This is a genomic window from Micromonospora pattaloongensis, from assembly GCF_900107255.1.
In the GTDB taxonomy this organism is placed as follows: Bacteria; Actinomycetota; Actinomycetes; order Mycobacteriales; family Micromonosporaceae; genus Micromonospora_I; species Micromonospora_I pattaloongensis.
Genome location: NZ_FNPH01000011.1, coordinates 85039 through 97676, shown reverse-complemented (window position 1 = coordinate 97676; position 12638 = coordinate 85039). Strand labels below are relative to the sequence as shown.

Annotated in this window: 13 protein-coding genes and 1 pseudogene; 12 read left to right on the top strand and 2 right to left on the bottom strand. The window is 71.8% G+C overall.

Annotated features, from left to right (window positions below; genetic code table 11):
* Window positions 1-9: 9 nt before the first annotated feature.
* Complete coding sequence (locus BLW47_RS21555) at window positions 10-2118, bottom strand: HelD family protein (RefSeq protein WP_091561185.1); 2109 nt, start codon at window positions 2116-2118, stop codon at window positions 10-12.
* A gap of 233 nt (window positions 2119-2351) precedes the next feature.
* Here BLW47_RS21555 and BLW47_RS21550 point away from each other — a divergent pair, with 233 nt between their 5' ends.
* Window positions 2352-3206, top strand: a complete 855-nt coding sequence (locus tag BLW47_RS21550) for a menaquinone biosynthetic enzyme MqnA/MqnD family protein (RefSeq protein WP_091561381.1) — start codon at window positions 2352-2354, stop codon at window positions 3204-3206.
* Between the two features lie 245 nt (window positions 3207-3451).
* Here BLW47_RS21550 and BLW47_RS21545 read toward each other — a convergent pair whose 3' ends face one another.
* The gene (locus BLW47_RS21545) at window positions 3452-4036 is read right to left on the bottom strand and encodes a hypothetical protein (RefSeq protein ID WP_245736877.1); all 585 of its coding nucleotides are present in this window, start codon (window positions 4034-4036) and stop codon (window positions 3452-3454) included.
* 426 nt (window positions 4037-4462) lie between these two features.
* Here BLW47_RS21545 and paaA point away from each other — a divergent pair, with 426 nt between their 5' ends.
* The 11 genes and pseudogenes from paaA (at window position 4463) to BLW47_RS21495 (ending at window position 12631) form a co-directional block, all read left to right on the top strand.
* Complete coding sequence (gene paaA / locus BLW47_RS21540) at window positions 4463-5527, top strand: 1,2-phenylacetyl-CoA epoxidase subunit PaaA (RefSeq protein ID WP_091561183.1); 1065 nt, start codon at window positions 4463-4465, stop codon at window positions 5525-5527.
* Complete coding sequence (gene paaB / locus BLW47_RS21535; protein WP_091561181.1) at window positions 5524-5811, top strand: 1,2-phenylacetyl-CoA epoxidase subunit PaaB; 288 nt, start codon at window positions 5524-5526, stop codon at window positions 5809-5811. The genes paaA and paaB overlap by 4 nt, the downstream gene beginning before the upstream one ends.
* Window positions 5808-6533: a 1,2-phenylacetyl-CoA epoxidase subunit PaaC gene (paaC, locus tag BLW47_RS25710; protein ID WP_091561178.1), complete on the top strand. Its 726-nt coding sequence runs from the start codon at window positions 5808-5810 to the stop codon at window positions 6531-6533. Before paaB ends, paaC begins: the two co-directional genes overlap by 4 nt.
* The gene (gene paaD / locus BLW47_RS21525; RefSeq protein ID WP_245736906.1) at window positions 6527-7003 is read left to right on the top strand and encodes a 1,2-phenylacetyl-CoA epoxidase subunit PaaD; all 477 of its coding nucleotides are present in this window, start codon (window positions 6527-6529) and stop codon (window positions 7001-7003) included. The genes paaC and paaD overlap by 7 nt, the downstream gene beginning before the upstream one ends.
* Window positions 7000-8109 carry a 1,2-phenylacetyl-CoA epoxidase subunit PaaE gene (paaE, locus tag BLW47_RS21520; RefSeq protein WP_091561172.1) on the top strand — a complete coding sequence of 370 codons (1110 nt, stop codon included), beginning with the start codon at window positions 7000-7002 and terminating at the stop codon, window positions 8107-8109. The genes paaD and paaE overlap by 4 nt, the downstream gene beginning before the upstream one ends.
* Window positions 8110-8296: 187 nt before the next feature.
* Window positions 8297-9487 carry a cyclic dehypoxanthinyl futalosine synthase gene (gene mqnC / locus BLW47_RS21515; protein ID WP_091561169.1) on the top strand — a complete coding sequence of 397 codons (1191 nt, stop codon included), beginning with the start codon at window positions 8297-8299 and terminating at the stop codon, window positions 9485-9487.
* 17 nt (window positions 9488-9504) lie between these two features.
* Window positions 9505-9633 (top strand): annotated as a pseudogene (locus BLW47_RS25705) (cell wall anchor protein); the annotation flags it as partial.
* A gap of 163 nt (window positions 9634-9796) precedes the next feature.
* Window positions 9797-10507: a demethylmenaquinone methyltransferase gene (locus BLW47_RS21510; protein WP_091561165.1), complete on the top strand. Its 711-nt coding sequence runs from the start codon at window positions 9797-9799 to the stop codon at window positions 10505-10507.
* 45 nt (window positions 10508-10552) lie between these two features.
* Window positions 10553-10813 carry a hypothetical protein gene (locus BLW47_RS21505; RefSeq protein ID WP_245736876.1) on the top strand — a complete coding sequence of 87 codons (261 nt, stop codon included), beginning with the start codon at window positions 10553-10555 and terminating at the stop codon, window positions 10811-10813.
* A 103-nt stretch (window positions 10814-10916) separates the two neighbouring features.
* Entirely contained in the window at window positions 10917-12188 is a 1272-nt protein-coding gene (locus tag BLW47_RS21500) for a geranylgeranyl reductase family protein (protein WP_425435429.1), read from the top strand.
* 77 nt (window positions 12189-12265) lie between these two features.
* Window positions 12266-12631: an NADH-quinone oxidoreductase subunit A gene (locus BLW47_RS21495; protein WP_091561161.1), complete on the top strand. Its 366-nt coding sequence runs from the start codon at window positions 12266-12268 to the stop codon at window positions 12629-12631.
* Window positions 12632-12638: the final 7 nt, after the last annotated feature.

The window sequence follows — 12638 nt, the reverse complement described above, 5'->3', positions numbered from 1 at the left end:
CGGGGCAGGTCAGCCCAGCGGCGCCGGCAGCGGGGTGGCGTGCAGCACGGAGAGCCGGGAGACGGCCCGGGTGAGCACCACGTAGAGCCGGTGCAGCCCGCGGGGCTCCGCGGCCACGATCTCGGCCGGCTCGACGACCACCACGTGGTCGTACTCGAGGCCCTTGACCAGGGTCGCCGGGACCACCGTGACCCGCCCCGCGGCACCGACCTGCTCGGCGGTCGCGGTCTCGATCCCGGCTGCGCGCAGCGCCGCGCGCAGCCGCTCGATCGCCGCGTCCGCGGCGATCACCGCCACCGAGCCGTCGTGGCCGAGCGCCGCGCGGACCTCGGTGACCGTCGCGGCGTCGGTGTCGGTCACGGTACGCAGCTCGAGCGTCCCGTCGGCCCGCAGCGACACGCCCGGCGGCACGTCGACGGCGAGCGCCGGCAGCAGCCGGTTGGCGAGCGCCATCACCGCGCCGGGCACCCGGAACCCGACGGTCAGCGGGACCACGGCGGCGTCCGGCTTGCCGAGGTGCGCGAGCGAGTCGCGCCAGTCGGTGGCGGCCCACGGCGCGGTGCCCTGCGCCAGGTCGCCGAGGAGCGTGATCGACCCGTGCTCGCTGCGCCGGGCGATCGCCCGGCACTGCATCGGCGACAGGTCCTGCGCCTCGTCGACGATCACGTGCCCGAAGCCCGGCGGGCGTTCGATCAGCCCGGCGGCCTCGTCGATCAGCACGGCGTCGGCCGCGGTCCACCGGGCCGTCTTCGGCGAGCGCGGCGGCTTCGGCCAGCGCAGCAGCGCACGCTCCTGAGGGCTGAACAGGTCGCCGGCGGCCGGTTCGGGATCGCAGAGCACCCCGAAGACCAGCGCCTCGGGCGTGACGGCGGGCCAGACCTCGTCGAGGAACGCGGTGACCGGCTTCGACCGCGCCACCCGGCGCAGCCAGGCGTCGCTGGGGGATTCCGCCCGCCGCGCCTCCGCCTGCCGCTGCAGCAGCGCCAGCACGCGCGCCCGCACCCGCTCCCGGCCGGTGGCGTGGGGCAGCCCCTCGCGCCGTACCTCGTCGACCACCCGGGCCAGCGCCTCGGCGCCGACGCGCCACCGGAACGACCCGTCCGGGAGCACGATCGACTCGGCCGGGCGTCCGATGCGGGCGTCGAGCGCCCGCCGCAGCACCTCCGCCATCCGCGGATCGTGTTTGACGCTCGCCGTCGCCGGGTCGTCGGTGGCGCGCACCGGCACCCGCGCGATCAGGTCCTCCACGGTCGTCTGCGCGACCTCGACCTCGCCGAGCGCCGGCAGCACCGCGGCGATGTACGACAGGAACGCCCGGTTGGGGCCGACGATCAGCACGCCGGCGCGGCGCAGCCGCTCCCGATGCTGATAGAGCAGGTACGCGGCGCGGTGCAGGCCGACCGCGGTCTTGCCGGTCCCCGGCGCGCCCTGCACGCAGATCGAGGTGTCCAGCTCGGCGCGGACCAGTTCGTCCTGCTCGGGCTGGATGGTCGCGACGATGTCACGCATCGGGCCGACGCGGGGGCGTTCGATCTCCGCGGTCAGGATCCGTGACCCGGTCCCCAGCTCCTCGCCCCGATCCAGGTGTTCGTCCTCGAAGCTGGTCAGCGTCCCACCGCTGAACCCGAACCGCCGCCGCGAGACCACCCCCTGCGGATCCCGCACGCTGGCCCGGTAGAACGCCCGGGACAGCGGCGCCCGCCAGTCCAACACCATCGGTTCCCCCGCCGCGTCCCCCACATGCCGCCGCCCAATATGAAACCGCGCCCGTTCCGCATGATCCGCGTGATCAGGGAGTGGATTCGTGTCGTGGCGGCGTGTCGTGCTCCCCGCCCCCTGATCACGCAGATCTTGCTCGGGGCGAAGGTCGAGGCGGCCGAAGAACAGCGGGGTGTCCGGATCGTCGGCGAGCTCGGCGATCCGGCGGGCCATCTGGCGGCCCAGCGCCTCCGCGGTGTACGCGTCGCCGGCCACTGTGTGACCGGTCGAGAAGAGCGCCTCCGCGTGCTCGCGCATCCGGCGCAGCGCCGCCCGGGAGGCGTCCAGGTGGGCCCGCTCGGCGGCGAGCTGGGCGTCGAGATCGTCTTCGGTGATCGTCTGGTGGGCGGGCAGGGTCATCCGACGTACCTTCCGGCGCGTGTGCGTGATCGATGACCAGGGCCGCCCGGCGCTCCGTCAGCGCGGTGCCGGCTGTGCCCGGTTCGGGAGAGGGACGCGCGTGCAGCGCGAACGTTCGATGCTACGTGCCGGCGACCCCGGCGGCGACGGAGTTTTCGGCGGCGGGTGCGGGATCGACCACTGTTCGGTGACCCGCCGCGCGGCCGCCGCGGGCGGTGGTTACGGTGGGGATCATGACCGAGAGTGCACTCCGGCGACCCCGGGTCGGGCACATCCAGTTCCTCAACTGCCTGCCGATCTACTGGGGCCTGATGCGCTCCGGCGCCCTGATCGACGTGGACCTGCACAAGGACTCACCGGAACGGCTCGGCGCCGCGCTGGTCGCCGGTGACCTCGACATCGGTCCGATCTCCCACGTCGAATACCTGCGGCACGCCGACGAGCTGCTGCTCCTGCCGGACCTGGCCGTCGGCAGCGACGGGCCGGTGCTGTCGGTGAACGTGGTCTCGACGCTCCCGCTGCCGGAACTGGACGGCAAGCGCGTCGCGCTCGGCTCCACCTCGCGGACGGGCGTGCTGCTCGCCCAGATGCTGCTCGCCGAGCGGTACGGGGCCCGCCCCGACTACTTCCGCTGCCCGCCGGACCTGACGCAGATGCTGTTGGAGGCCGACGCCGGGGTGCTGATCGGCGACGTGGCGCTGCGCGCCCTCTACGAGGCGCCGCGCCGGGGCCTGACGGTCACCGACCTCGGGCAGGCCTGGCGGGAGTGGACCGGGCTGCCGATGGTCTTCGCGGTCTGGGCGGTGCGGCGCGACTTCGCGGCCGCCCACCCGGGTCAGGTCAAGGAGGTGCACGAGGCGTTCCTGCGCTCCCGTGACCTGTGCCTGTCGGAGCTGGACGAGGTGGCGGCCGCCGCCGCCCGGTGGGAACCCTTCGACGCCGAGACGCTGGCGACGTACTTCCGGAAGCTGGACTTCTCCCTCGGCGAGCGCCAGATCGCCGGCCTCCGCGAGTTCGCGCGCCGCGCCGCCGCCCTCAACGCCGCCCCCGCCCTCCCCCCACCCGGCCCCACCTTCTTCGCCGCCTAACCCCCCCCACCCCCCCCCCCCCCCCCCCCCCCCCCCCCCCCCCCACTCTCCCGCGATCTTGCAGTTATGGCCCTGGATATGTCCTGATTCACGGTGAATATCCCGGCCGTAACTGCAAGATCGGCGGGCGTTAGGGGCGGAGGAGGGTGCGGATCGTGGCGACGATGTGGGCGGGGCGGTGGTACAGGTCGCGGTCCGTGAAGTGGCGCATCGTCCAGCCGTTGCAGGCCAACCAGTTGGAGCGATCACGATCGTGCGTAGCCGGTCGCGATCGAGGTGCGAAACGCCGTCGTACTCCACACCGACCCGCCGCTCGCGATAGCCGAGGTCGATCCGGTAACGCTTGACGCCGTACTGTCGGTCACCCAGATCTGCGGCTCCGGCGGGGGCAACTTGCCGTCGATGAGCACCAGCCGAAGCTGGCTCTCCTGCCGGCATTCGGCGCGGGCGTCCGCCAGCGGAACCAGCTCGCGCGCCTGCCGCACCCCACGGAGCGCCTGATGTCGTGCCACCTCGGCGAGCAACTCGTCCATGTCACACAGCCCGGCTCGGAGCACCGCATCCAGCACCGGCAGCGCGTCGGCGCGCCGCACCGTCCGCGCGAGATCTATCGCGCAGTGGGCCGGCGGCACACACGGGACGCCGCGTACGAGCACGGGCGCGGTCACGGGCAGGACCTCGTGATGCACCACGACTCCCGGGATACGCGGACGCGCGACCTCCGGCGGCAACACGACGTGGATCCCGGCCGGACGCAGCACCCCGAAGCCCAGGCGCCGCGCCGCGCTCTGCCGACCGAGCAGCGCCTGCGGCGGCAGCCGTAAGAACATCGCACGTAGCGTCTCGTCCTCGGCGCACCACCCTGACCCGGTCGGTCCGTCGGCGTAGACACCGCGGGTGAGACGGTGGAGTTCGGCGCGCTCCACCCCGCCGCGCAACCTCCGGCGACTGGGCGCGTCCCGCCCCCGTAGCAGCTCCCTCTCCATGCCGCCGCAGCATCACCGCCGCCCCGTCCCCACGCCACCCGCACCAGGCCAACCTGTGGACAAGCCCCCACCTGTGGATAACGACCCCGTGCCGGCACCGCGCCGCCTCTCCTCGTCGATCTTGCACATTGGGCCCCGACAAAAGGGGGCAAATACGTACGGAAGATGGGCCACAACTGCAAGATCGACGGGGTTGAGGGGGTGCAGGTATTTCGGGGAGTTGTGTTACAGGTCTTGGCTTGGGGGTGGTGTGGCTGTAACACTTATCTCGTGTACGGCAATGATTTCCCGGGCCCGGACGGTGGCCTTCTCGGTGAGGTCGAGGCGGCCGAGGCGGCGCTGCGGGACGCCGCTGAGCGCGGGCTGGCGGGCGCCGCCGGCCGGCAGGGCGCCGACGAGGCGACCCTGCGGGACTACTTCACCGCCGTGATCGAGGCGGACCAGAAGATCGAGCCGCGGGACTGGATGCCCGAGGCGTACCGGAAGACGCTGATCCGTCAGATCGCCCAGCACGCCCACTCCGAGATCATCGGGATGCAGCCGGAGGGCAACTGGATCACGCGGGCGCCGTCGCTGAAGCGCAAGGCGATCCTGCTCGCGAAGGTCCAGGACGAGGCGGGGCACGGCCTCTACCTGTACGCCGCCGCGGAAACCCTCGGCGTGAGCCGGGACGAGCTCGTCCAGATGCTGCTCGAAGGGCGGCAGAAGTACAGCTCGATCTTCAACTACCCGACCCTGACCTGGGCGGACGTCGGCGCGATCGGCTGGCTGGTGGACGGCGCGGCGATCGTGAATCAGGTCCCGCTCTGCCGCTGCTCGTACGGCCCCTACGCGCGGGCGATGATCCGGATCTGCAAGGAGGAGTCGTTCCACCAGCGGCAGGGCTACGAGATCCTGCACACGCTGTCGCACGGCACCCCGGCGCAGAAGGCGATGGCCCAGGACGCGATCGACCGCTGGTGGTATCCGTCGCTGGCCATGTTCGGCCCGCCGGACACCGCCTCCACGCACTCCGAGCAGTCGATGGCGTGGAAGATCAAGCGGTTCTCCAATGACGAGCTGCGGCAGCGCTTCGTCGACATGTGCGTGCAGCAGGCCGAGATCCTGGGCCTGACGCTGCCCGACCCGGACCTGCGCTGGAACGAGCAGCGCCAGGCGTACGACTACACCCAGCCCGACTACGACGAGCTGATGCGGGTGATCAAGGGCGACGGCCCGTGCAACCGGCAGCGGATCGAACACCGCCGCCGCGCGCACCGCGAGGGCGCCTGGGTGCGGGAGGCGGCCGCGGCCTACGCGGCGAAAGACCGGGTACGGCAGGAGGCCGCCGCATGAGTGACGTCAGTTGGCCGCTGTGGGAGGTCTTCGTGCGGGCCCGGCGCGGGCTGTCGCACACCCACGTCGGCAGCCTGCGCGCCCCGGACGCGGCGATGGCGCTGCGCAACGCCCGCGACCTCTACACCCGCCGTCAGGAGGGTGTCTCGATCTGGGTCGTGCCGGCCGCCGGGATCACCGCGTCCAGCCCGGACGAGAAGGACGCCTTCTTCGAGCCGGCGGCGGACAAGGTGTACCGGCACCCGACCTTCTACCAGGTCCCGGACGGGGTGGCGCACCTGTGACCGCGACGTTCGAGTACGTCCTCGGGCTCGCCGACGACGCGTTGATCTCCTCGCAGCGGCTCGCCGAGTGGTACGCCGCCGCGCCGGAGATGGAAGAGGACGTGGCGCTGGCCAACATCGCCCTCGACCAACTCGGCGCGGCCCGGCTGCTGCTGTCGTACGCGGGGGAGTTGGAGGGGGCCGGCCGGGACGAGGACGCACTGGCGTACCTGCGGGGCGACCGGGAGTTCCGCAACGCGCTCCTCGTCGAGCTGCCCAACGGCGACTTCGCCGTCACGATCGCGAAGCTGCTCTTCCTCTCCGCGTACCAACTGCCGCTCTACGCCGCGCTCTCCGAGTGCGGCGACGAGCGGCTTGCGGCGATCGCCGGCAAGGCCCGCAACGAGACCGCGTACCACGTCGATCACAGCTCGCTCTGGACGATTCGGCTCGGCGACGGCACCGCCGAGTCGCACCGGCGGATGCAGGCGGCGGTCGACGAGCTGTGGCCGTACACCGATGAGCTCTTCGCCGCCGATGAGCGCGCGCCCGTCGATCCGGCCACGCTGCGCGGACCATGGCTGGCGACGGTGGAACGGGTGCTCGCCGAGGCGACGCTGACCCGGCCGGCCGACGCGTGGGGCCCAACCGGCGGCCGGGACGGGGTCCACACGGAGCACCTGTCCTACCTGCTGGCCGAGATGCAGGTGCTGCACCGCGCCCACCCGGGAGCGACCTGGTGAATGCGAGGGAGGCCGTGGCCGCGGTGGTGGATCCGGAGATCCGGGTGATCACCATCGACGAGCTCGGCGTCCTGCGCGACGTCGACGTAGACTCGACCACCGGCCGGGTGACCGTGACGATCACGCCGACCTACACCGGCTGCCCGGCGATGGACGTGATCCGCGCCGACATCCGCCGCGCGCTGTACGCCGCCGGCCACCCCGACGCCGAGGTGGTCACCGTCTACGCGCCGGCCTGGAGCACCGACTGGATCTCCGAGTCGGGGCGGGCGAAGCTGGCGGCCGCCGGCATCGCCCCGCCCGGGCCGTCCGCGCGCCGCGGCGCGGTGCCGCTCGCGCTGGGCGTGCGCTGCCCGCGCTGCGGGTCCGCCGAGACCGAGCAGCTCAGCCGCTTCGGCTCGACCGCCTGCAAGTCCCTGTGGCGCTGCCGGTCCTGCCGTGAACCCTTCGACCATGTGAAGGCACTGTGACAGTCACCATCACCCGCCCCGCGCGGCGGCGGCCGAGCTTCCACGCGCTGCCTGTGGACGCCGTGGACCGGTTGACCGACGACGCGGTCGCGATCACCTTCGCCGTGCCGGCCGAGCTGCGCGCGGTCTTCGCCTTCAAGGCCGGCCAGCACCTGACCGTGCGCCGGGTCGACCCGGACAGCGGGGAGGACGTGCGGCGCTCGTACTCGATCTGCTCCACGCCGACGGAGCTGGCCGAGCGGGGCCGGCTGCGCATCGGCGTGCGGGAGGTGCCGGGGGGCGCGTTCTCGAGCTTCGCCTGCGCGGCGCTCGCGGCCGGCGAGACCGTCGAGGTCATGCCGCCGCTGGGGCACTTCACCACCGACTTCGACCCCGCCCGCACGCGGCACTACGGCGCGGTCGTCGCCGGATCCGGCATCACGCCGGTGCTCGCGCTGGTCGCGACGGCCCTGGCCGTGGAGCCCGACAGCACCTTCACCCTGGTGTACGGCAACCGCACGGCCCGCAGCGTGATGTTCGCCGAGGAGCTCGCCGACCTGAAGGACCGGTACCGGGAGCGGCTGCACCTGCTGCACGTGCTCTCCCGGGAGCCCGGCGAGTCGTGGCTGCTCTCCGGCCGGATCGACGCCGACCGGCTCGGCCGGCTGCTGGACAGCGTCGTGCCCGGCGCGCAGATCGACGAGTGGTTCCTCTGCGGCCCGTACGGCATGGTCACCGACGCCCGCGAGGTGCTCGCCGCCCGCGGCGTCCCCGAGCAGGCGGTGCACACCGAGCTGTTCCACGTCGACGCCACGCCGCCCCCGCCCCGGCCCGCGACCGCCCCGGCGGCCGGCGCCGACGTCACGATCATGCTGGACGGGCGGGCGTCGGGGCTGCGGATGGGCCCGGACGAGCGGGTGCTCGACGCCGCGCTGCGGGTCCGGCCCGAGCTGCCGTACGCCTGCAAGGGCGGCGTCTGCTCGACCTGCAAGGCCAAGGTCGTCGAGGGCGAGGTCTCGATGGCCCGCAACTACGCCCTGGAACCGGACGAGCTGGCCGCCGGCTACGTCCTCACCTGCCAGGCCACCCCGACGACGGACCGCGTGGTCATCGACTACGACGCCTGACCCTGCTTCGACGGGCGTATCGGTCACGGGTGGCCGGCGCACGGTCGATCAAGGGATTGGCGGCGTGGGAGGGCGTCGGACGCGCTGCCGAGTCCTTGATCGCGGGAAGGGGCGCGACCAGCCGGTCTCGTCACAAGGAACGGACACGAGCGTCGGGTCGTCGGGAACGGGACGTACGCTCAAGGGCGTGACTGAGAGCCGGGAGATCGACAGCATCCTGCAGCGCGGCGCGGACGGCGGGCGGATCACGCCCGAGGAGGCGCTGCTGCTCTACACCGACGCGCCGTTCCACGCCCTCGCCGAGGCGGCGGACGCGGTGCGCCGCCGGCGCTACCCCGACAACATCGTCACGTACCTGATCGACCGCAACATCAACTACACGAATGTCTGCGTGACGGCCTGCAAGTTCTGCGCCTTCTACCGGGCGCCGAAGCACGCCGAGGGCTGGACGCACCCGATGGAGGAGATCCTGCGGCGGTGCGGCGAGGCGGTCGAGCTCGGCGCGACGCAGGTGATGTTGCAGGGCGGGCACCACCCGGACTACGGCGTGGAGTACTACGAGGAGCTGTTCTCGTCGGTCAAGGCCGCCTACCCGGACCTGGTGATCCACTCCATCGGGCCGAGCGAGATCCTGCACATGGCGAAGGTCTCCGGCGTCAGCCTGGAGGACGCGATCACCCGGATCAAGGCCGCCGGCCTGGACTCGATCGCCGGCGCCGGCGCGGAGATGCTGCCGGACCGGCCGCGCAAGGCGATCGCCCCGCTGAAGGAGTCGGGCGCGCGGTGGCTGGAGGTCATGGAGCTCGCGCACCGGCTCGGCGTGGAATCCACCGCGACCATGATGATGGGTACGGGGGAGACGAACGCCGAGCGGATCGAGCACATGCGGATGATCCGCGACGTGCAGGACCGCACCGGCGGCTTCCGCGCCTTCATCCCGTGGACGTACCAGCCGGAGAACAACCACCTGAAGGGCCGCACCCAGGCGACGACGCTGGAGTATCTGCGGCTGATCGCGGTGGCCCGGCTCTTCTTCGACAAGATTGATCACCTGCAGGCGTCGTGGCTGACCACCGGCAAGGACGTCGGCCAGCTGGCGCTGCACATGGGTGTGGACGACCTCGGCTCGATCATGCTGGAGGAGAACGTCATCTCCTCGGCGGGCGCCCGGCACCGCTCCAACCTGCAGGAGCTGATCTGGATGATCCGCAGCGCGGATCGCATCCCCGCGCAGCGCGACACCCTCTACCGCCACCTGGCCGTGCACCGGACGCCCGACGAGGACCCGAGCGACGAGCGGATCGTCTCGCACTTCTCGTCGATCGCGTTGCCGGGCGGCGGCGCGGGCCGGCAGTTGCCGCTCGTCGACGCGAAGTGATCACCCGTTAGTCGGCCGGCGTCCAGGCCGGGCTGATCGGTGGCATCGGCGTGGCGGCCCTGGCCATCGGCGGCGTGCTGCTTATGCTCGCCCGTCGGCGTCGGGTCGTCCTGGTGACCCCCGGCGACGAGAAGACGTTTAACTGAGGTTGTCCTCCAGCGGTCCGAGTGGGCCGTACACATAACGCACGGCGGCGAGGGCGGGGTGGCTCACCACTCCGCCCTCGCCGTGTCCGGGCCGGGGAAGAGGGCGATCTTGTCGTCGGACCCGCGCCGACCTGGTTGGTGGGCGGCTGGCAGAGTATTCGGGGTGAGCGGGAGATCGCGCGGGCACCGCGCCAGCCTGGAGAAGCAGCCGCACGAGGTCGCCGCGATGTTCGACGGCGTGGCGGACCGCTACGACCTGACGAACACCGTGCTGTCGTTCGGGCAGGACCGCGGATGGCGACGGGCGACGCGGCAGGCGCTCGCCCTGAACCCCGGCGACCGGGTGCTCGACGTCGGCGCCGGCACGGGGGTCTCCACGGCCGAACTGGGCCACTCGGGGGCCCGCGCGGTCGGGCTCGACCTGTCGATCGGCATGCTGCAGGCCGGGCGACGGGCGCGCCCGCACGTCCCGCTGCTCGCCGGCGACGCCCTGGCGCTGCCGTTCCCGGACGCCACCTTCGACGCCGTGACCATCTCGTTCGCGCTGCGCAACGTGGTGGACACCGAGGCGGCGCTGCGTGAGCTGGCGCGGGTGACGCGGCCCGGCGGGCGCCTGGTGGTCTGCGAGTTCAGCCGTCCGACCAACCCCGCGTTCCGCACGGTCTACCTGTCGTACCTGATGCGTTCGCTGCCCGCGGTGGCCCGTGCGGTGTCGAGCAACCCGGACGCGTACGTCTACCTTGCAGAGTCCATCCGGGAGTGGCCGGACCAGGCGGCGCTGGCCGAGCGCGTCGGCGCGTCCGGTTGGGGTTCGGTGGCGTGGCGGAACCTGACCGGCGGGATCGTGGCGCTGCACCGGGCCGTACGCAAGTAAGCGATTGTGGGTTATTAGTCCACTTTGCGCGCGTAAGCTGCCCGCATGACGGGGGAGCAGGCGCCGTTCGACGGCGACGAGAACCAGACCAGGGACGCGACGCGCGACGCGGAGGACACCGCCGAGCTGATCGCGCGGATTCGCGCGCTCGCCGCGCACGATCCGGCCGTACGGCAGGTCGTGACCGACGTGCTGGCGGAGTTGGACCGGGTGACCGGCGGTGCCTACCGGGACCGGATGCCGGAGTCCGCGCCGTTGCAGCGGCCGACGATCCCGGGCCAGATGGCCCCCACCTCGTCCAGTTAGGTCCACCTAACCGGGCCGTTGGGCGGTCGCGGATTTAGACTCCTCCCCGGACCTTGCTTGTGAAGCATTTCACGAGCCTTGAGGACGGGAAGTGGAGGTGGCCGTGAGCGACCACGAAGCCGACGTCATCGTCGTCGGCGCCGGTCCCGGCGGTTCGGCCGCCGCCTACCACCTGGCCCGGCACGGCGTGCGCGTGCTGCTGCTGGAGAAGACGCAGTTTCCGCGCGAGAAGGTCTGCGGCGACGGCCTGACCCCGCGCGCCGTCAAGCAGCTCATCAAGATGGGTGTGGACACGTCGCCCGAGGCGGGGTGGCTGCCCAACCGTGGCCTGCGGGTGATCGGCGGCGGCGTACGGCTCGAATTGGACTGGCCGGAGCTGGCGAGCTTCCCCAACTACGGACTCGTCCGCACCCGACTCGACTTCGACGACCTGCTCGCCCGGCGCGCGGTCGAGGCCGGGGCCGTGCTGCACACCAACACCACCGTCGTCGGCCCGGTGCTCGGCGACGACGGCCGGGTCGTCGGGGTGTCGGCCGAGGTCGGCCCGGAGAAGGAACCCGTCACCTTCCACGCGCCGCTCGTCGTCGCCGCCGACGGTGTCTCCGGCCGGTTCCCGCTCGCGCTCGGCCTGGCCAAGCGCGAGGACCGGCCGATGGGTGTCGCGGTCCGGCGCTACTACAAGTCGCCGGCGCGGCACGACGACAACTACCTCGAGTCGTGGTTGGAGCTGCGCAGCCGGGAGGCCGGCGACAACCTGCTGCCCGGCTACGGCTGGCTCTTCGGGCTCGGCGACGGCCGCGTCAACGTCGGCCTCGGGGTGCTCAACTCGTCCGCCGCGTACGGCAAGACCAACTACCGCCGGATGCTCACCGACTGGCTCGCCAACACCCCGCCCGAGTGGGGACTGAACGACGAGGCGAACGCGGAGGGCCCGATCCTCGGCGCGGCGCTGCCGATGGGCTTCAACCGGGTTCCGCACTACACCCGGGGCGTGCTGCTCGTCGGGGACTCCGGGGGCATGGTCAACCCGTTCAACGGCGAGGGCATCCCGTACGCGATGGAGTCCGGCGAACTGGCCGCCGAGATCGCGGTGCAGGCGCTTGCCCGTCCGGCCGGCCCGGACCGGGAGCGGGCGCTGCAGCAGTATCCGACCGAGCTGAAGGCCCGCTACGGCGGGTACTACCGACTCGGCGGGATCTTCGTGAAGCTCATCGGCAACCCGCAGATCATGCGGATTGCGACGAAGCACGGCATGCCGCACCCCACCCTGATGCGATTCGTGCTCAAATTGCTCGCCAACCTCACCGACCCGCGCGGCGGCGACGCCATGGATCGGGTCATCAACGCGATGACCAAGGTGACGCCCGCCGTGTGAGCCACCCCGGTGGGCGCAGCGGTTCTCAATGCGAATAGTGTGATTCTGATCAACTGGTAGAACGGCAGGAGGAGACGGTGTCACTCTCCGCGTGGGTGCCCATCGTGGGACTGCTGGTCCTGGGTGCGCTCTTCTCGCTCTTCTCCGTGGCGATCGCGCCGATCGTGGGGCCGAAGCGCTACAACCGGGCGAAGCTCGAGGCGTACGAGTGTGGGATTGAGCCTACGCCGCAGCCGATTGGTGGCGGGCGTTTCCCGATCAAGTTCTATCTCACCGCGATGCTCTTCATCATCTTCGACATCGAGGTCATCTTCCTCTACCCGTGGGCGGTGTCGTTCAACGCGCTGGGCCTGTTCGGGTTCGTCGAGATGCTCCTCTTCATCGGCACCGTATTCATCGCGTACGCCTACGTATGGCGACGCGGCGGTCTGGACTGGGACTGAGGGTTCG

Coding starts and splice junctions, on each gene's coding strand:
- BLW47_RS21555 (WP_091561185.1), bottom strand. CDS start 2,118: ATGACCCTGCCCGCCCACCAGACGATCACCGAAGACGATCTCGACGCC.
- BLW47_RS21550 (WP_091561381.1), top strand. CDS start 2,352: ATGACCGAGAGTGCACTCCGGCGACCCCGGGTCGGGCACATCCAGTTC.
- BLW47_RS21545 (WP_245736877.1), bottom strand. CDS start 4,036: ATGTTCTTACGGCTGCCGCCGCAGGCGCTGCTCGGTCGGCAGAGCGCG.
- paaB (WP_091561181.1), top strand. CDS start 5,524: ATGAGTGACGTCAGTTGGCCGCTGTGGGAGGTCTTCGTGCGGGCCCGG.
- BLW47_RS21505 (WP_245736876.1), top strand. CDS start 10,553: ATGACGGGGGAGCAGGCGCCGTTCGACGGCGACGAGAACCAGACCAGG.